We start from the raw sequence: 18,339 nt of genomic DNA on the forward strand, positions 1-18,339 counted from the left end.
GCTCAGCCGGCGTCGATGGCCGCCTCCAGGTCGCAGCGAAGCTGGTCCTCGTCCAGGTCATGCTCGCGTGCCGCGTCCGAAACGGTGTGGAAGGAAGCGATCGGACAGCCGACGCACAGCATTCCGTGCTGGAGAACGACACGAATTGCCGCCGGCGTCTCGCGCATGATCCCGTCCATCGTCGCGTCATCCTTCAGTTTGCGTTTCATGCCGACTGTCCGCGTTAAGGATCGGCATCTTGCATCCGGTTGCCTGGATGCTCGTTGCGCTGGGACAAAGAAGGAGCAACTGGCTACGGGTGTATCGGTGGCTTTATTCGAAAAGCGGCTCTTCGGATTGGCCGTGCTCACGCACCCTCGTGGCAGCTCTGGTTGAAGAGTCAGTGAGACCTGTGGACACCTAGGGGGTGGAGCTTTCGTGGGGCATTGCGCGGCTGATGCCTTGAGTCTGGCCCGCAGCCGTGACAGGATTTGAACCGCTCGCCTATTGGCGGAACGTCGATCAAATGCCAGAGCTGTCAGTTGAGGTGGATGGTCGATCCCTCAGCGGTGCAGCCATTTGCCGGCTCGCCACCGGTCTCGACGACCCTGGTAGCGGGCTCCCATGCGGTCGAAAACGGCAAGGTCTTAACTCGCCAATTTGGCGCCGAGCTTCCGCTGGACCCTGACAAGGGTCGGATCGTCAGAATCCGTCGTCACAGTGAAGCCCATCTCGCGCTCGAGCTCGATCGCCGCGCGGTTTTCGCGGCTCTCGATCGACTCGACTGTCTCGATGCCGTGATCGTCTGCGTAATGCCCGATGTAGCCGAGAAATTCCCAGCCGACGCCGAGATGCTTGCGATCCTCCCGGATGCAGAGGGCGACCTCGCCGCGCCGGTCGGCCGGATCGGCGGCGAGGGTCGCCACCGCGATCAGCATTCCATCGGTCGAAAAGGCGAGAAAGTTATGGATGTGGGGATCGTCGGAACGGGTCATCGCCACCAGGCGCTCATGCGACACTTCCCGCACGGCGCCGAGGAAACGGAAGCGCAAATCCTCCGGCGTTACATGTTTGAAGAACTCGGCGACGAGTGGCTCGTCATCAGGGCGGGCACGGCGCACTTCGAACCGAAATCCGGTGTGCGTGATGAGCGTGCTTGTCATTGTCGTCCCTTTCAGGATTGGTGCGTGGAACTGGCTCGAATGCTTCATTCCCCCATTGCCAGCAGCGTGTCCCGCTTGAGGATCTCGATGCTGCGAAGGCTGAGCAGACGGATCACGCCTTTCTCCTTCAGGCGGGTGAAGACCCGCGAGACAGTTTCGATCGTGAGGCCGAGATAATCGCCGATGTCGTTGCGCGACATCGGCAACTCCACCTGCCTCAACCCGCCCTGGCGCTCCGACATTTCGACGAGGAATGCCGCGACGCGCTCGATGGCGTTCTGGCGGCCAAGCACCAGGAGATGTTCCTGTGCCCGGGTAAGGCCTTTGAGGGCGAGGGGCAGGAGCTGGCGGGACATGTCCATGCCCGAGGGAGTGCGATAGACGCGGACCCCGGTTGCATTGATCGCTTCGGCGAAGAAGTGATGGGTAGCGTCGGCCTCGAAGCCGAATGTCTCGCCCGCCAGATGGAACGCGCTGATCTGTCTGCGGCCGTCGGTGAGCAGGCGATAGATGCGCACGGCGCCGAATTCGACCTGGTAGAGGGCGCCTGCCTTTTCGCCCTGGGCGTAAATCTCGGCGCCTGCCGGGAAGAAGCTGACCGGCTGTACCATCGCTCCTTCGAAGACGGGCGAGGAATCCTGCTTTGGCAGATAAGACGGCAGTTCGATCTTGGCGGAAGCTTGAGCGTACATGGCTGTGGTCCCGGTGAATTCGTGACAACAGCAATCGCGCAAATCCCGCCACGCCGAAATTCGGTTATGTCCCTACGGGAAACTACCTAGAGCCGAGCTCGAAATCACCCGATCGATCCATGCATCGCCGAGCGTGTGGCGCATTATGCAATTGACCACGATCAAGGTCGGCAGGAATTGGCTGGGCGATTATTCGGTCAGAACCAGCCAACCAAGGGAATGTGGCCATGACCTCCGACACCGTCGAAATCTGGGCTGGGATACTCGGCCTGGCCTATCTCGGCGCCCTAGGCCTTTATTTCGAAATGCTGTCCGCTCGGAAGCGCCTGCACGTTGCGGCGAGCTACGGCTTCGGCCGCCACGAGCGGTCGCACACGGTGAAGGGCAAGCATACGCGATAGGACCGTTCGACATCAGGCCGTGCATTCCCGATTTTTGCGAACGCGGAACRATCCGTCCCAACCATTTCCGGACCGAGGTGCGTCATGAAGGCAATGGTGCTGGAGAGGCCCGGCACTCCTCTGAAGTTCGTCGATCGCTCCGACCCTACGCCGCGACCGGGCGAGATAAGGCTGAGGGTCGAAGCCTGCGCCGTCTGCCGGACCGACCTGCATATCGTCGATGGCGATCTGCCGCGGCCAAAGTTGCCGCTTGTTCCCGGCCACGAGATCGTCGGTATCGTGGACCTGGTTGGCGAGGGCGTGTCACAGTCGCGGCTCGGCCAGAGAGTGGGCGTCCCTTGGCTGGGACATACTTGCGGCCATTGCCCCTATTGTGTCGCCGGCGCGGAGAATCTTTGCGATCTGCCCTTTTTCACCGGCTACACACGTGACGGCGGCTTCGCCAGTCATGTCGTTGCCGACGAGCGTTTCGCCTTCGATCTCGATGCCACGGCGGACCCTATGTCGCTGGCGCCGCTCCTGTGCGCTGGACTGATCGGCTGGCGCTGCCTCAAGAAGGCGGGCGGTGGCAAGCGGCTGGGGATCTACGGCTTCGGCGCCGCGGCGCATATCGTCACGCAGGTCGCGGTCTGGCAAGGGCGTGAGATTTTTGCGTTCACCCGGCCTGGCGATGCTCAGGCACAGGAATTCGCACGCTCGTTGGGCGTTGTCTGGGCAGGATCGTCCGAGGAACCGCCCACCGCCGAGCTCGACGCGGCGATCATTTTCGCCCCGGTCGGCGACCTGGTGCCGGCAGCGTTGCGGGCTGTACTCAAAGGTGGTCGCGTGGTTTGCGGCGGTATCCACATGAGCGACATCCCGTCGATGCCATACCGACTTCTCTGGGAAGAAAGAGAGTTGTTGTCAGTCGCCAATCTTACCCGGCGAGACGCGGAGGAATTCTTTCCGATAGCGAAGCGCGCTCAGGTGCGCACGCACACAAAAGTCTATCCGCTTGCGCAGGCCAACCAGGCGCTGGACGATTTGCGGATGGGCAGGGTGAGCGGCGCCGCTGTTCTGGTGCCGTGACATTCGGCAGACTAAACGCGTCGCGATCTTTCAGATTCGTTCCATGCGCTTTGGGTTTTTGATTTTCCGCATGTCTTTATCCCGAAACCGGTTCCCACTTCGGGAGACATGCTTTAGACCGCGCGTTCGCCCAACCGTTGCATCTGTTTGAGCCAACTCGCCCGTTTTGCCTCACTGGCGCTTGCGACCATGCCAAACAAAGTTTCTCTCACCGGCCTGATGCCGACAAAGTTGAGAATGCCGCGGCGCATGCCGGCTATCCCGTGGCTGAGGAACCAGATTCGGTAGAGGGTTGCGGGCATGCCCATCGTCACCACCAGCCGGGCTGAGCGGCCGCACAGCAGGGCTTTGGCGAAACCTTCGCCCTTGGCGGGATAGGCGAACGCCGTTCCCGGTCGCATCACCTGCTCGATGAATGCTTTGAGCAGAGCCGGCACAGTGCCCAGCCAAAGCGGAAAGACAAAGATGAAATGCTCCGCCCAAACGACCGCCTCGGCGGCTTCCTTGAGACTGTCGGGGATCGCTCCGTGCTCGAACTCCTGCATCGTCCGAAGGAACGGAATGTCCAACGAGGCCAGATCGATCTTGCGCACGATATGGCCAGCGCGTTCAGCGCCGTCGGCGTATGCGGAGGCCAAGGCGCGGCAGAGCCGCTCCGGGGACGGATCGGGGTGGCCGATGACAATGAGGATACGGCGAGGCACCATTTGGCTCCCACCACGGAGGGACTGCTAGGGCCGTTCCACGCGGGCGACCTGGTAAGTGTGCATGGCTCCGTTGCGGGTGATCGAGACGTATTCTCCGGTCACAAAGCGTTCGTCGCCGAGATGGAAGCCAACCTCGTCGTCACGATCACCCTCTGCATAGTCAAAATACCATTGCCCGCCGGGTTTGCGGCGCAAACGGCCGATGAGATCGTCTTCGCCGGTGCGGAAGCGACGGACACGACAGAAACCCTTGTGCGATTTCCATTCATCGGCATTCAACCGTCCCTCATCGGTAAGCGGCGCCAGCACGTCGTAACCTTCCTCGCGGTCGCCCTCCGGATGGCTCTTTTCGCGGGCCAGAAGCAGGCGGATGGTCCTGAAGTTCGGGGTGAGATCCTGCAAAGTGGTCATAGCATTCTCCTTTTCAGGCAATTCCTAGCGCAGCGCCTGGGCGCCACCTTGACCAGGATCAAACGGCTGCTTGGTTGCTGGGTGGAGCTCAGTTGCCGCCGGTCGGAATGTGGCTGCGAACCCAATTCACGATTTGGCTTGTGCCCATCGCGCCCGAGATACGGGCAATCTCATGCTGGCGGTGAAAAAGGATCATGGTGGGGATGCCGCGAACAGCCAGCCTCGCCGCGACGGCCTGCTCCTTGTCGGAGTTCAGCTTGACCAGCCGAATGTGAGGCTCGAGGGTCTTGGCGGCCGCCTCATAGGCTGGCGCCATCATCTTGCAGGGACCGCACCAGGGGGCCCAGACGTCAACCAGGACGGGGAGGCTGCCGCGCCCGACCTGGCGATCGAAGTTTGCCGCGTCGATGTCCTGTGGAAGCCCCGAGAACAGCAAGGCGCCACACTTTCCGCATTTGGCATCGGCGCTGTTGCGGCTGAGCGGCAGGCGATTGACCACACCACATTTGGTGCAAACCACCAGATTGTCCTGCGTCATGACCTTTCAGGTCTCCTACGTTCCAAACGCCCCTCGCCAAGCGCACGCAGCGCATTGAGGATGACGGCGACGTCTATCCCCTCCTGAAGCAATGCGCCTGCCACGGGCGTCAGGTGCCCCATGGCGGCCGCAATCATCGCGGCGCCAGAAAGCGCCAGTCCGGCGATGATGCTCTGAAGAGCGATGCCGCGCGTGCGCCTGGCGACCCACAGTGCTTCCGCGACTGGCTGCAGGCTATCGGTCAGCACAACAACATCGGCGGCCTCCGAGGAGGCCGTGCCGCCGCGAGCTCCCAGCGCGATGCCAACGGTCGCCGCGGCCAGCGCGGGAGCATCGTTGATGCCGTCGCCGACCATCATCGTCGGCGCCGTCGCCTTCTCGGTCTCGACCGTTCCGACCTTGTCGGCCGGCGTGGCATCGGCAAACATGGCGTCGAGTTTGAGCGATGCGGATATCTTTTCGGCGGCCGCGCCATCGTCGCCGGTCAGCATCACGATCCGCGTGACGCCTGCCGAACGCAAGGCGCCAATCGTTTCGACAGCATCCTCGCGGATGGCGTCTCCGAATGTGAAGATACCGGCAAGTCGACCGTCCAAGGCGATGAACACCCTCAGCACTTGCGCGCTCCGGTGCCGTTTGTCTCCACTTTCAGCCCATCCTGGCAGCGGCTCGCCCCCAAGAACGAGTGACCGCGACCCCGCAGCGACCGACATCCCGTCCACCAGACCCTTGAGGCCTTCTCCACGATGCTCGCGGACATCACAGGGTTGGGAAAGCGTCAGCTTTCCATGGCGGGCGGTGCGGACGATCGAATCCGCGAGGACATGGTGGGAGGCCTGTTCCAGCGAGGCCAGCAGCCGCAGCAGTTCATCGGCTTGCTGGTCCGGAGCGACGTCGATCTCGATCAGTTCGGCGCCGCCGAGCGTCAAAGTTCCGGTCTTGTCGAAGATTGCGGTGCGTATCTGGGCGAGCGCCTCGAGCGCTGCGCTGCCTTTCATAAGAATGCCGGCGTGGGCAGCGCGCGACACGCCCCCGATGAATGCAACCGGCGCTGCGAGGATCAGCGGACAGGGCGTGGCGACCACCAGCACCGCAAGGCCGCGGATCGGGTCACCCGAAAGCTGCCAGGCGATGCCGGCGAGCAGCAGCGTGACCGGAAGCAAGAGCAGCGCGAAGCGATCAGCCATGCGTATGAACGGCGCCTTGGCCGTTTGCGCGGCCGCGACCATGCGCACGATCGCGGCGTAAGTGCTATTATCGGCGATGGCCGAGGCCCGCATGACAAAGGCTTCGCCGGCATTGACTGTGCCGCTGCGCAATGTGTCGCCGGCGCCGCGACGCTCCGGCAGGGGCTCGCCGGTGACGGCCGATTCATCCAATAAGGCCGAAGCGTCGAGCAGGATTCCGTCGACCGGCAGCAACTCGCCGGCGCGCACCAGAAGCTCGTCGCCGACCGCGACGCGATCAATCGGAACGGTTTCCGTGCCGAGTGCCGATTTCAAATGCGCCACTCGCGGCGCCCTGTCGGTCAGCGCTCTGAGATTGCGTTCCGCCCTGCCGCGCGCAAAGTCTTCCAGCACCGTGCCGCCGGCATACATGATGGCGACAACCACCGCCGCCAGTGCTTGCCCCAGCAACAGGGCCGCCGACATCGAAACCAGCGCGATCGCGTCGACACCGATCCGGCCGATCCAGAAATCGCGAAAGATGGAGATGGCGAGGGTGATAACGACCGGCAGGGTTGCCGCTGCCCAGATTGTGTCGGGCGAGAGCGGGCCAGCACCGCTCCGCCACACGCCCAACCCAAGTGCCAGACCCGTTGTGGCTATGAGCAGCAGCGCGCGCCGTAATGCGGACTCGTCCATGGCGTCGGCCGTCAAAGTTCGTTGATCAGTTCCTGCAGCAACAACCGGACATCCTTTGCTGTTGCGGCAAGCGCTGGATTTTCGATGGCCCCCATCGCCGCTGCCGGATCGACCGCGGCAATCTCGACTTTGCCTGGCGAGATCTCGGTTACAATCACGTTGCAGGGCAGCATCGCGCCGATCTTGTCCTCGGCCTGCAGCGCGCGCCATGCGAAATGCGGATTGCAGGCGCCGAGGATCATGTAAGGCTTGAAGTCGACGCCCAGCCTGACCTTCATCGTGTGCTGGACATCGATCCGCGTCAGGATGCCGAAGCCCTTGCCGGCAAGCTTTTTGGTGACATGTTCGATCGCCGCGTCAAATGGCATGTCGAGGTTTTTGCTGAAATAGTAACTCATCGGGATTCTCCTTCGACGGACGGTCTTCGCCCGCAGAGCAGCCTGGCCGCAGCGTCGCTTTAGCTAGCCTTGGGGTGCCGGTGACGCTTTGATCCAGCGCAATGAATGTTCATCGCCTTCAGTGAATGTGGCGGCGAGGAGTTTTCCGGAATGACGATCCGAAATCTTGAGTACGCAGTCTCACCGAAATCCGTCGCCGTCGTCGGCGCGACTGAACGCGCTGGTTCGGTCGGTCGTGTCGTCTTCGACAACATCGTCGTCGGCGGTTTCGAGGGAGAGATTTGGCCGGTTAATCCCAAACACTCGCAGGTGGCCGGCCACCGCTGCTACGGCAGGGTTGCCGACCTGCCGGGCATTCCCGATCTGGCCGTGATCGTTACCCCTCCCAACGCCGTCCCCGGTATCGTGCGCGAGCTGGGTGAGAAAGGAACGCGAGTAGCCGTCGTCATCACCGCGGGGCTCAATCACGGAAACGGTCTGCGCCAGGCAATGCTCGATGCCGCTGAGCCGTCGCTCATGCGCATCATCGGGCCGAACACGGTCGGGTTGATGGTTCCTCCCGCGAAGCTCAACGCAAGTTTTGCCCACATGGCGGCCCGACCGGGGAACATCGCGTTGATCTCGCAGTCAGGCGCAATCGCTACATCGCTGATTGATTGGGCAGCCGAGAACAATGTCGGCTTTTCCCGGATCATCTCGCTTGGCGACATGGCGGACGTCGACGTCGGTGACTGCCTCGACATGCTGGCGGGTGATTTCCACACGCGAGCCATCGTGATGTATCTCGAAACGATACCCAATCCGCGCAAGTTCATGTCGGCCGCGCGGGCGGCGGCGCGGCTCAAGCCGGTCATCGCAATCAAGCCTGGCCGGCACGAACAGGCGGCCAGGGCGGCGGCGACACACACAGGCGCGCTTTCGGGCGCGGACAGGGTGGTGGACGCCGCCTTGCGGAGGGCAGGGGTGCTGCGTGTGGATGATCTGGCCGAGTTGCTCGATGCGGCGGAGACGGTCGCGCGCCACGCTCCGCTCGAGCGGGCGCGCGTCGGCATCGTCACCAATGGCGGCGGCGCCGGCGTTCTTGCCGTCGACAAGCTCGTCGATCGTGGTGGCGAGTTGGCTGAACTTGCGCCGTCGACGATCACGCGACTCGACCATGTGCTCCCGCCGACCTGGTCGCATGCGAACCCGATCGACATCGTCGGAGACGCGGCCCCGGAGCGCTACGGGGCGGCGCTCGAAGCCTTGGCGGCGGATCCGGGGACGGACGTCATCCTGGTGATGAACTGCCCCACCGGGCTTGGTTCTTCGGCAAACGCGGCCAGGAAGGTGGCCGAGCTTGGCGACGAAGGCGAGATCGGTGGAAAGCCGCTTCTCGCGTGCTGGCTCGGCGAGCATACCGCGCGAGAGGGCCGGCGCGTCCTGACGGAGGCCGGCATCGCCAGCTTCGAAACGCCCGAGGACGCGGCGATCGCAGCGTCCTATCTCAGCGAATGGTCGCAGGCCCAGCGGGCGCTCCTGCGCACGCCCTCAAGCCAAGGTGATGACCAGGTCCACGGCAAGGCCGCGGCGCATGCGATTTTCCGGCAGGTGGCCAGCGAAGGGCGGCGCATGCTGACGGAGCCGGAAGCAAAGGCGGCGATCTCCGCCTACGGCATCGCCGTGCCGAGAACCATTGTCGCCGGCTCGGTCGCGGAAGTGGCGCGGGCGGCCGGCGAGCTTCTCGAAAGCTCGGAAAGAGTGGTCGTCAAATTGCTGTCGAAGGTGGTCTCACACAAGTCGGACGTCGGCGGCGTGGTTCTTGACATTGCGACCGCCGAGAAGGCCGCGGAGGCCGCGCGGTCGATCGAGACACGCTTGCGCGCGCAGGCGGCGGGATCGAAGCCGGACGGCTATACCGTGCAAACAATGGTCGCGCGCGAGGATGCGCAGGAACTCATTTTGGGCATGAGCGTGGACCCTATGTTCGGGCCCGTCATTCTGTTCGGCGCCGGCGGCACAGCGGTCGAGGTCGTGAACGACACCGCGATCGCCCTGCCGCCGCTTGACGACGTGCTGGCCGCGGATGCGATCGACGCGACCAGGATAGGTCGCCTGCTTGCCGGCTATCGCGATCACAAGCCCGCCGATCGAGCCGCGATCATCGCCGCGCTCAACGGCCTGTCGCAAATGATCGTCGACTTTCCCTGCCTGGTGTCCCTCGACATCAACCCGCTGCTGGCGGACGCCGAGGGTGTGATTGCGCTCGACGCCCGCATCGAAATCGACCCGCGACGGGTGGACGATCCGGCGCCAAACCCGGCTCTTGCGATAAGACCCTATCCGTCGGGATGGGACCGGGATTTTGTCTCGGATAGTCTCTCCTTCCACATCCGGCCGATCATGCCGGCGGACGTAGCGCTCTATCCTGCGTTCCTGGCCAAGATTTCACCCGATGATCTGCGGCTGCGATTCCTGTCACTGCGGAAGAACTTTCCGGATCAAATGCTGAAGCGGCTCACCCAGCTGGATTACGATCGCGACATCGCCTTCGTCGCGCTGGAAAAGGACACCGGAGCGCTGGCCGGAATCGGTCGGCTTTCCTGCGACCCCGATCACCGGACAGGCGAATATGCCTTGCTCGTCCGGTCGGACCTGCAGGGCCATGGTCTCGGATGGGACCTGCTGAACCAGCTCATCGACTATGCGAAGGCTGACGGCATCGGTCGTATCGAAGGCATGATCCTCAATGAAAATAGCAAGATGCTCACAATGTGCCGGGAGTTCGGCTTTTCGGTTGCGCACCATGCCAGCGAGCCGGGCTTGTCTGTAGCGAGGCTGGAGGTCAGCTAAGCGGCGGCAGTGTCTATCATCCTGTCTGTCTGAAGCTCTGTGCAGTTGAAGTCTTGCCTTCAATCAAGGGCACCATCTCGGCCGTGATTTCGCCCACCTTGCGGTCCGCCTCGATCTTGCGCCAGGTCGATGCACCGGCGTCACGCTGCAACTGCCGTGACAGGATGTCGACCGTGGCATCCGACGGGCCGCCCCTGCGCTCGCTGACACGACGCCAAAGCACAGACGGATCTGCCGCCAGCCAAAATCCGGCAAAAGGAACGTCTGCCTCGCTCGCGGCGCGCTCGATCCTGTCGCGATCCTCCGACCTGTCGAATACAGCGTCGGCGACGACAGAACCGCCTTCGGCAAGGATCAGCTCCGAACGCCAGGCGATCTGGCGATACACGCGTTCCGACACGCCGGGCCGGTAGGCCTTGTCGGGCAGCTTGGTCTCGGCAGGTACGCCATGCATGGCCTTACGGATGCGATCGCTTTCGACAATCCGCGCACCGGGTGGCGCGCCGATTTGGGCAGCGATCGCTTCGGCGACCGTCGTCTTGCCCGAGCCGCTCAGACCGCCGATCGCGACGAGTCGAGGTGGCGTTTCGACGAGCAAAGCCTGCGCGAGTCGGAAATAGGCGCGCGCTTCAGCTATCAGCTTTGTCGAGTCGCGGCTGCCCTCCTCGACCTGGGTCGCGGTCACGTGAGCGCGCACCGCCGCGCGTACCGCCATGAAGAAAGGCAGCAGGATGAAGCCGTCCTCGTCGTCGGCGTCGTCGAGATAGCGATTCATCACAAGATTGGCGAACTCAGGAAGACCGCGATGCCACAGGTCCATCAGCAGGAATGCGAGATCGTAAAGGACATCGACGGTGGCGATCTGATCGTTGAACTCGATGCAATCGAAAAGGCGAGGCTCGCCATCGAAGACGCAGATGTTGCGCAGATGCAGGTCGCCATGGCAGCGGCGGACCCGGCCCGCCGCCTCGCGCCGGTCAAGCAGGCCGGCATGGCGGGCGAGGGCGGCGCGAAATGTTGCGTCGAGCGTTTCAATCTCCTTTCCGTCGAAGACGTGGCTTGTCGCAAATCCGGCCGAGTTGATTTCAAGCACCCCGCCGATGTTCGCCGATCCGCCGCCGGCATGGATCACGTCGGCGCCGCGGTGGTATTGCGCAATCATGCGCGCCACGCCCGTCATCAGGGCGGGGGTCAACGCTCCCGCGGCGGCCATCCGATCGAGGAGGTTCGACTGATCGAAGCGAACCATCTCGATAACGGCGTCAACCAGTTCGCCCGATCCATCCAATGCAAGCCTGTCTCCCGCGCGTGTGATGCGGTGGACATCGAGATAGAGACCGGGCGCCGTTCTGGAGTTCAACTCCACTTCCTTTTCGCACGCGGCGACCCGCAACTCCGGCGTTGAGAAATCGACATAGGGCAGCTTGACTGCGCGCTTCATCTTGAATGCGCGTTGGCCAACAAGGAAGATCCGCGAAATGTGGGTTTCGATCGCCTCGACGGGACCAGCCTCACCATAGGTGGCGGGGTCCTTCAGCATGTCGACCACGATGTCTTGGTTCTCAGTGATCATAAAGTGCGTCCTCGACCTTGATTGCATTGTCCCTCGGTCTTGCCGGTTGAAGCCCTATGAGCCCCTCTAGCGTTGGAGCGTCTTGACGTAACCGGCGAGGTTTTGAATGCGTTCCGTGGTGACGGCCTCTCCGCCATAGGGCCCGTATTTCTTCACGTCGTCAGGCAGGAACTGATTGCCCCAGATCGGCATGTCGCGCTCGCCATGCTCGGGCACGAGGCCGCGGCCGTCGATTGTCGCGTAGACCCGCCAGTACGGAAACTCCCCGCCATTGCGCTTCGCAAGCGTGGTCAAGTTCGCGGGGCGCTTGCGCAATACGTCAGCCATTGGTCCGTCACCCCTGCCGTCCACACCGTGGCAGACGGCGCAGGAATTCAGATATTCCTGCTCTCCATTGCTCATCTGCTGTGCCGCCGCGGCACTCAGCGTCAGCACCAAGAAACCTATCGTCGTTCCGAATCTCATTTGATCCGCCTCCAGCCATGGGGACAGGCTAAGGCTTGTCGCGCGCATGGCGTTGACTGGGATCAATCTCGAGAGCGGATCGGTTTGATTCAGCGCAAGGACGGTTTCCGACCACCTGGCTATGGCTGCTCCTCTGTGAACTTTCCCGAACAAGGAGAAGCCGCCATGCCATTCAAGACATTGCTCACGGTTACAGGGGCCGATCAGGGAGATGATGATCTGAGGCTTGCCACGGGCCTGTGCGAAGAAATCAATGCCCATCTCTCGGTGCTTGTTCTGGTCATCGCGGCGCCTCCTTCTGGCGGAGCATATGCCGAGGTGGTTTCGCCGGCTTGGCTCGCGGAGCGGGAAGCCGAGATGGTAATGCTGCAGAAGCGGAATTCGGCCGTCTCCAAAATGCTGTCGGCGAGCCCGGTATCGACGGACCTGAGCGATGACTACCCGGACCATGCCTGGGCGGATGAGGTCATTGGCCGGCGCGCGCGCTACGCCGATCTAACTGTGCTTGGGCCAGACTTGCTGACGAGCCAAACGCTCAAGGAGAAAGTCATCGAAGGCGCGCTATTTTCGTCTGGGAAGCCACTCCTGCTTGTCCCCGATGGGGCAACTGCGACGTTGAAGCCGAAACGCGTTCTGGTCGCATGGGACGCCAGCCTGGAAGCGTCGCGCGCCTTGCGGGAGTCGCTCGACCTCCTTTCGGGCGCCGATGAGGTGCGGATCGTCATGGTCGACCCGATCGAGGACGAACGGCATCACGGCGCGGAGCCCGGCGCGGACGTGGCTACTTATCTTTCCCGTCATGGCGTGAAGGTGGCTGTAGACCGACTGCCGAGTTCAAATTACTCGATCGCCGATGTTCTGCGCCAACATGCCGTCGACACTGGCGCCGAACTCATGGTCATGGGGGCCTACGGCCATTCCCGGCTGCGCGAGAGGATTTTCGGCGGCGTCACCAGATCGATGATCGAGGACCCGAGGCTGCCGATCATCATGGCTCGTTGAAGCTTTATCCAGCGAGAGGCGAATGCCAATTCTTATGTTTCGCTGTCCAAGTGGCCCATATGTCGTCTCGGCGCCGGTGGAGGAGCTATCTGGAACATATCGGCGCTTGTGCGATTGTGAGAGCGCCAAACGACCTCAAAGGCACCTCTGATGCATCGCTATTCGCAGATCACGATCGCAATTCATTGGCTGACGGTGGTGCTCGTGGTGGTCGCGTGGTTCACGGCCGTAGGGGGCCGACACGCGCGGACCGATCCCTCCTACGTTCACTTTACAGTAGGGCTTGCCGTGTTGCTGTTGGTCATTCCTCGTCTACTGGCCCGACGGCTGGGCGCCGCGCCCCGGATCGAAGATCCGCAGAATCCATGGCTCGACCTCGCAGCGCGTGCCGGACACACTCTGCTTTACGTTCTTCTCATCGCGCTGCCGCTAAGCGGTTGGTACGCCGCCTCTCGGCTCGGCGTGCCAGTCTCCTTTCTTGGTGTCGGTCTGCCGAGCCTGACGGCGGCAGTGCAGGGCGCGCCAGGAGAGATTGCCGACTTGCACGAAACCGCCGGAACGCTGATCCTTTGGCTCGCCGGCCTGCATGCTCTGATCGCGCTTTGGCATCAATTCGTTCTGAAAGACCGGACGCTCGAGCGCATGAATCCCATGGCGCCGTCTGATTTGAGTGGGAATCATCGATAGTTTCCGATCGTCTAATCTCTTTCGTCGTGTTTGGGTTCGCCAGACCATACGAGAGAATACGAAGGAAACGGGTTGGCGAACCAGCCGCTAACGTATTGACTTCCTGTAGAAAACGACGACCCTCCGGGCCCACCAAATTATTGTATATCAATACGTTGCGCTTAAGACTGACGCCGACGATCTTGTGCAGAAACCCTGCTCAAGGGGATAGCGCATATCGATCAATTCGAACCTGGCACCCGGATCAAGTCATGGCTGTTCACGATCATGCGCAATACCTTCTATACGAAGCACAAGGTCTATACGCGCGAGGCGCCGGGAGTGAATGATTGCGCATCGGCCCGTTCAATCACCTATGGTGACCAGGAATGGCATCTTCGCAGCCAGGAGGTTCATGCCGCTATCGGCAAACTGCCTCCCCAGCAGCGGGAGGTCTTGGTGCTGATAGCCATCCTCGGCGTAAGTTATGAGGAGACAGCGAGCATCTGCGGCTGCGCTATCGGCACCATCAAAAGCCGGTTGAACCGGGCACGGATATCTTCAGCCACAGCCGTGGACTCTTGGGCCAATGTCCCGTTGCCTCTTGGCCAAACGCCAAGTCGGCGCTGGCGGACGATGCCGATGGATGCCGGCAATAGGCGGTAGCGGCGGGCAGCGGCCCGCGGATTGTTTGCCGCGCCGGACGGAACATTCGAGCCCTTCACCGGTTAGCGTGGGAACCGGCAACATCTTCGTTGCTGGAGCGGCACCTTCGACCCGGGAAGGGAGGAGCAATGTCCGGCACCGATTTGTGGCTCATCGTCGTCGCGGGCGGTCCCCTCATCCTCCTGCTTGCGATCATCTACGTCCTCGTTACACGCCGCCGCCGAGGACCGGCGGAGCGGCGCGAGAGCGACCGGGCGGTCGAACGCCTCTATCAAGAGGAAGGGGACTAGCGCCTCTGTCCCGGCGACGCTCGTCATGAAGCGTGACGTCGAGCGCGGAACAACGCCGGATCACCGCTGTTTACCGGAACGTATGGATGAAGATCAAAAACCGGAGCAACGGTTGATGACCAATGACGAGTTGCCGGGAGTGCTTGCGACGCTGCCGGTGATCGACGCAAAGGCGGAGCCGACGCTGAAGAGCGCCGAGGCGGAGGCCTTCTACACGAACGCGATCCGCGAACTCGCCGCCACCGACATTCCCTTCCTGGTTGCCGGCACCTATGCGGTAAGCGCCTATACCGGCGTCGTACGCCAGACCAAGGATCTCGATATCTTCTGCAAGGCTGGCGATTGCCCGCGCATCCTCGCCCATTTCAAGGATATCGGTTATGCCGTCGAGATCGAAGACGATCGCTGGCTGGGAAAGGTCTTCGAAGGCCCGCATTTCTTCGATGTGATCTTTGCATCAGCCAACGGCACCATGCAGGTCGAGGACCAGTGGCTGGAGCATGCCCGGCAGGTCGAGCTGCTCGGCAGCCGTGTCCGGATCATCGGACCGACGGAGCTCATCTGGTCGAAATGCTTCATCCAGGACAGGGGCCGTCACGACGGCGCCGACATCGCCCACACCATCCTCAAGGCGCATGACCAGATCGACTGGCACAGGCTGCTTTCCTATCTCGATGTCCACTGGGAGGTGCTTTTGATGCAGTTGCTCAACTTCCGCTGGATCTATCCGAGCGAGCGCGACCTCGTTCCCGACTGGCTGCTCGACGATCTGCTCAAGCGGCTGGCCACGCAGCGGCGGCTGCCGTCGCCCAGAATGAAGATCTGCCGTGGCCGGCTGCTGTCGCAGATCGATTATGAGATCGACGTCAAGGAATGGGGCTTTGCGGGCGTCGGCGGTGTTGGAGAACTCCGCGATGGCTGAACCAAGCAAGGCAGACCGCAAAGCGAATGGCAACGGCAAGGTCAAAATCGCCGCCGTAGGCGATCTGCATGTTCAGGAAGATTCGCAGACGTCCTACCGAGATCTGTTCGGCGAGGTTTCGCGCGAAGCCGACATCCTCGTGCTTACCGGCGATCTCACTAATCTCGGCAAGCCCAAAGAGGCCGAGCTTCTCTCCGAGGACCTGCGCGCCTGCTCGATCCCCGTCGTCGCAGTGCTCGGCAATCACGACTACGAATCCGGCTGCGTCGACCAGATCGCGGCCACGCTCCGTCAGGCCGGCGTCTACCTCCTCGATGGTCAGGCGACGGAACTGATGGATGTCGGCTTTGTCGGCGTCAAGGGTTTTATCGGCGGCTTCGGGCCAAGGATGCTTGGCTCCTTCGGCGAGCCGGCAATCAAGACCATGGTGGCCGAGAGCGTCAATGAAGCGATGCGGCTGGAGAACGCCATGCGGCAAGTCCGCGCCAAGCGCACGCTGGTGGTCCTTCACTATGCGCCAATCGTGGAGACCGTCGCCGGCGAGCCGCCGGAAATCTTTCCGTTCCTCGGATCATCCCGGCTTGCGGAAACGATCGACCGCTTCAAGGTGAGCGCCGTGGTGCATGGCCATGCGCATCGCGGCAGCTACGAAGGGCAAACCCCCGGCGGCGCCAAAGTCTACAACGTCGCCATGCACATCACGAAGCCGACGGGCCGGCCTTACGCATTGATCGAAATCTGAACTTTAGACCTCGTCGAAGCGGCTGCCTTCCTTGGAAGGATCTCGCGACAGCACGCGTTCCTCCTCGTCGTCCGGCAGAGCCTCATCGCTCTCCTGATCGGGATTGTCATCATCCTCGTCAGGCAAGGCTCCCTCGGTCTCGCGCTGATCGGGGCCATTCTCGGTGACCACGCTGTCAGGGAGCACTTTGTTGCCCTCGAAGGAATCCCAGTCCTGCTGTTCGATGGTCGGCGCTTCGACTTCGTCCTGCCGTTCGGATCGTTGCTTGTTACGGGGGTCCATGTCGTCCTCCAATGCTGGCTGACTGTTTCCTCAGGAACCGCCCTGGCGGCCGATTGTTCCGGCAAGGGCGCAGCTACGCGATCTGCTCGAACGTGCATTGGCGCGGCGCTTTATCAGGCCGCCAGCGCAAGAGTCTTGTGCCGTGCCTGAAACGCTCGCTCGTGACATGGTCGAAACGAACCTCGACGACCAGTTCCGGCTTCACCGGTTCCCAGTCTCCGCTGCGCTCCGTGCTCCAGCGGCTCGGCCCGCCCGGCGCCTTGCCGGTGAAACCCGGGCCGCCGCGCAACTCTTCGAGCCGCTCCGTGAGCGCCGCGCGCTCGTCATTGGCGATGGTCGAGGTGAAGCCGACATGATCGAGCTTCCCATTGTCGTTGTAGAGGCCGAGCAGCAGCGACCCGACCTGCCGCCTGGCGTTCAGATAGCGGAAGCCGCCCACAACGCAGTCGGCGGTGCGCAGCCGTTTGACTTTGATCATGGCGCGCTCGCCGGGCTGATAGGGTTCGTCGAGCCTTTTGGCGACGACACCGTCGGTTGAGCCATGGCCGGCACCTTGCAGCCATTGCCTGGCGGTGGCGATCTTAGTGGTGGATGGCGACAGGCGGAGCGCGGTATTCGGTGCCTTGGACATAAAGGCTTCCAAAGCGTCGCGCCGGGCGTGCAAGGGTCGTTCGAGCATGATCTTGCCGCCTGGGGCGACCAGGACGTCGAACAGGATCAGCCGTGCCGGCGTCTCCACGCTCAACTTGCGGATACGGCTCTCTGCCGGGTGCAGCCGCATCTGCAGCGCGTCGAAGGAGGCGCGGCCGCCGATCTCGATGACGATCTCGCCGTCGACGACGAAATCCTTTGCATCCAGGCCGCGCAACATTGCCTCCAGCTCCGGAAAATAGCGGCCGAGAGGCTTGCCGGATTTCGCCCGCAGTTCGACCGCCTCGCTGCCTTTGAAGGCAAGGCATCGAAATCCATCCCATTTTGGCTCGTACTGCCAGGCGTCTTTCTCCTCCGGCAGCGCGTCGGCGGTATGCGCTTCCATCGGCGGTGTGCCGGGAGGCAGCGGAAATCCTTTGGTCGAAGCCGCTACCATCGCTCTTCCGTATCGTGATGGGGCAGGTCGAGGCCGCAGCAGACCCAGCCAAGGCGCTGCGATGATCCATAATTGTATTGGGGCGGAAGCTCCGCCGGATCGTCGAAGCTTCCGATGTGCAGCGCGATCTCGTCCCGGGCGGCATCGTAGGAAAGGGTCAGCGGAGAACCGCAGTCCCGACAGAAGCCTCGCCTGGCGATGGGCGAGGACCGGCGGCTGGCTGGCTCTTCATCAAGCCAGGAGAGGCTTGCGCAAGGCACCCAGGCGAGAACCGCAAAGGCGCTGCCGGTGGCTCGGCGGCACATGTCGCAATGGCAATAGTGAACGCGTGGGTCGCCGGTGACGCGGTAACGGATCCTGYCGCAGAGGCATCCTCCCGTTCGTTCGACGGCAGCGGCTTGGGCGGCGGTCGCGGATGTTTCCATCCATCTTGAACGCATCGGCGGCAGTTGTGTTTCGACGGAACAGCTGTCGAAGCAACGCGTTGGTCCAGCTGTGCGAGGATCTAGGCTTGTACCTGAAATACCACGTCGCCCGTTCCAAACCGTCCCGATCTTCCCCGGCCCCGCAGGTCGGGGAAGCAGTCTTTA

At 62.5% G+C, this 18,339-nt stretch carries 22 protein-coding genes; 9 read left to right on the top strand and 13 right to left on the bottom strand.

The features are described from left to right. Positions 1-2 precede the first annotated feature (2 nt). The 3 genes from LCM4577_RS15425 to LCM4577_RS15435 form a co-directional block, all read right to left on the bottom strand. Positions 3-209 (bottom strand): DUF1858 domain-containing protein, encoded by a 207-nt coding sequence (locus tag LCM4577_RS15425; protein WP_071072048.1) that lies wholly within the window; start codon positions 207-209, stop codon positions 3-5. A gap of 417 nt (positions 210-626) precedes the next feature. After that, complete coding sequence (locus LCM4577_RS15430) at positions 627-1,142, bottom strand: GNAT family N-acetyltransferase (protein WP_071030584.1); 516 nt, start codon at positions 1,140-1,142, stop codon at positions 627-629. Positions 1,143-1,186: 44 nt separating this feature from the next. Then, positions 1,187-1,834: a helix-turn-helix domain-containing protein gene (locus tag LCM4577_RS15435; protein WP_041006344.1), complete on the bottom strand. Its 648-nt coding sequence runs from the start codon at positions 1,832-1,834 to the stop codon at positions 1,187-1,189. Positions 1,835-2,061: 227 nt separating this feature from the next. Here LCM4577_RS15435 and LCM4577_RS15440 point away from each other — a divergent pair, with 227 nt between their 5' ends. Both LCM4577_RS15440 and LCM4577_RS15445 read left to right on the top strand, forming a co-directional pair. After that, on the top strand, positions 2,062-2,235 hold the full coding sequence (locus tag LCM4577_RS15440) for a hypothetical protein (RefSeq protein WP_157900468.1): 174 nt from the start codon (positions 2,062-2,064) through the stop codon (positions 2,233-2,235). An 84-nt stretch (positions 2,236-2,319) separates the two neighbouring features. Then, complete coding sequence (locus LCM4577_RS15445) at positions 2,320-3,303, top strand: zinc-dependent alcohol dehydrogenase family protein (protein WP_071072050.1); 984 nt, start codon at positions 2,320-2,322, stop codon at positions 3,301-3,303. A gap of 113 nt (positions 3,304-3,416) precedes the next feature. Here the strand turns inward: LCM4577_RS15445 and LCM4577_RS15450 are convergent, their stop codons facing one another. The 5 genes from LCM4577_RS15450 to LCM4577_RS15470 form a co-directional block, all read right to left on the bottom strand. Further along, complete coding sequence (locus LCM4577_RS15450) at positions 3,417-4,010, bottom strand: NAD(P)H-dependent oxidoreductase (RefSeq protein WP_071072052.1); 594 nt, start codon at positions 4,008-4,010, stop codon at positions 3,417-3,419. 24 nt (positions 4,011-4,034) lie between these two features. Then, entirely contained in the window at positions 4,035-4,421 is a 387-nt protein-coding gene (locus LCM4577_RS15455; RefSeq protein ID WP_041005817.1) for a hypothetical protein, read from the bottom strand. A gap of 88 nt (positions 4,422-4,509) precedes the next feature. Further along, positions 4,510-4,959: a thioredoxin TrxC gene (gene trxC, locus LCM4577_RS15460; protein ID WP_071030526.1), complete on the bottom strand. Its 450-nt coding sequence runs from the start codon at positions 4,957-4,959 to the stop codon at positions 4,510-4,512. Continuing rightward, positions 4,956-6,824: a heavy metal translocating P-type ATPase gene (locus tag LCM4577_RS15465; RefSeq protein WP_071072505.1), complete on the bottom strand. Its 1,869-nt coding sequence runs from the start codon at positions 6,822-6,824 to the stop codon at positions 4,956-4,958. The genes trxC and LCM4577_RS15465 overlap by 4 nt, the downstream gene beginning before the upstream one ends. An 11-nt stretch (positions 6,825-6,835) precedes the next feature. Beyond that, the gene (locus LCM4577_RS15470) at positions 6,836-7,222 is read right to left on the bottom strand and encodes a DUF302 domain-containing protein (protein ID WP_071072054.1); all 387 of its coding nucleotides are present in this window, start codon (positions 7,220-7,222) and stop codon (positions 6,836-6,838) included. A gap of 150 nt (positions 7,223-7,372) precedes the next feature. Between LCM4577_RS15470 and LCM4577_RS15475 the strand changes: the two genes are divergently transcribed. Continuing rightward, a complete protein-coding gene (locus tag LCM4577_RS15475) occupies positions 7,373-10,054 on the top strand; it encodes a bifunctional acetate--CoA ligase family protein/GNAT family N-acetyltransferase (protein WP_071072506.1) in 2,682 nt (893 codons plus the stop codon). A gap of 16 nt (positions 10,055-10,070) precedes the next feature. Here the strand turns inward: LCM4577_RS15475 and LCM4577_RS15480 are convergent, their stop codons facing one another. After that, positions 10,071-11,627: a bifunctional aminoglycoside phosphotransferase/ATP-binding protein gene (locus LCM4577_RS15480; protein ID WP_041005826.1), complete on the bottom strand. Its 1,557-nt coding sequence runs from the start codon at positions 11,625-11,627 to the stop codon at positions 10,071-10,073. 66 nt (positions 11,628-11,693) lie between these two features. Next, positions 11,694-12,062 (bottom strand): cytochrome c, encoded by a 369-nt coding sequence (locus LCM4577_RS15485; RefSeq protein ID WP_371410052.1) that lies wholly within the window; start codon positions 12,060-12,062, stop codon positions 11,694-11,696. A 195-nt stretch (positions 12,063-12,257) separates the two neighbouring features. Between LCM4577_RS15485 and LCM4577_RS15490 the strand changes: the two genes are divergently transcribed. The 6 genes from LCM4577_RS15490 to LCM4577_RS15515 all read left to right on the top strand — a co-directional run bounded on the left by LCM4577_RS15490 (position 12,258) and on the right by LCM4577_RS15515 (position 16,380). Beyond that, a complete protein-coding gene (locus LCM4577_RS15490) occupies positions 12,258-13,094 on the top strand; it encodes a universal stress protein (protein WP_041006329.1) in 837 nt (278 codons plus the stop codon). Between the two features lie 150 nt (positions 13,095-13,244). Then, entirely contained in the window at positions 13,245-13,781 is a 537-nt protein-coding gene (locus tag LCM4577_RS15495) for a cytochrome b (protein ID WP_071072056.1), read from the top strand. Positions 13,782-14,024: 243 nt separating this feature from the next. Continuing rightward, positions 14,025-14,426 carry a sigma factor-like helix-turn-helix DNA-binding protein gene (locus LCM4577_RS15500; RefSeq protein ID WP_338012035.1) on the top strand — a complete coding sequence of 134 codons (402 nt, stop codon included), beginning with the start codon at positions 14,025-14,027 and terminating at the stop codon, positions 14,424-14,426. Between the two features lie 128 nt (positions 14,427-14,554). After that, complete coding sequence (locus tag LCM4577_RS15505) at positions 14,555-14,716, top strand: hypothetical protein (RefSeq protein WP_181170376.1); 162 nt, start codon at positions 14,555-14,557, stop codon at positions 14,714-14,716. 115 nt (positions 14,717-14,831) lie between these two features. Then, entirely contained in the window at positions 14,832-15,638 is an 807-nt protein-coding gene (locus LCM4577_RS15510) for a nucleotidyltransferase (RefSeq protein WP_052467763.1), read from the top strand. Next, positions 15,631-16,380, top strand: a complete 750-nt coding sequence (locus tag LCM4577_RS15515) for a metallophosphoesterase (RefSeq protein ID WP_071072058.1) — start codon at positions 15,631-15,633, stop codon at positions 16,378-16,380. Before LCM4577_RS15510 ends, LCM4577_RS15515 begins: the two co-directional genes overlap by 8 nt. 3 nt (positions 16,381-16,383) lie before the next feature. Here the strand turns inward: LCM4577_RS15515 and LCM4577_RS15520 are convergent, their stop codons facing one another. From LCM4577_RS15520 to LCM4577_RS15530, 3 genes are all read right to left on the bottom strand, one after another. After that, positions 16,384-16,662, bottom strand: coding sequence for a hypothetical protein (locus tag LCM4577_RS15520; protein WP_071030520.1), 279 nt, complete (start codon positions 16,660-16,662; stop codon positions 16,384-16,386). Positions 16,663-16,735: 73 nt separating this feature from the next. After that, the gene (locus LCM4577_RS15525) at positions 16,736-17,749 is read right to left on the bottom strand and encodes an ATP-dependent DNA ligase (RefSeq protein WP_071072060.1); all 1,014 of its coding nucleotides are present in this window, start codon (positions 17,747-17,749) and stop codon (positions 16,736-16,738) included. Further along, positions 17,743-18,189 carry a GFA family protein gene (locus tag LCM4577_RS15530; protein WP_338012033.1) on the bottom strand — a complete coding sequence of 149 codons (447 nt, stop codon included), beginning with the start codon at positions 18,187-18,189 and terminating at the stop codon, positions 17,743-17,745. Before LCM4577_RS15530 ends, LCM4577_RS15525 begins: the two co-directional genes overlap by 7 nt. Between the last annotated feature and the right edge of the window lie 150 nt (positions 18,190-18,339).

Source organism: Mesorhizobium sp. LCM 4577 (assembly GCF_001854795.2).
In the GTDB taxonomy this organism is placed as follows: domain Bacteria; phylum Pseudomonadota; class Alphaproteobacteria; order Rhizobiales; family Rhizobiaceae; genus Mesorhizobium; species Mesorhizobium plurifarium.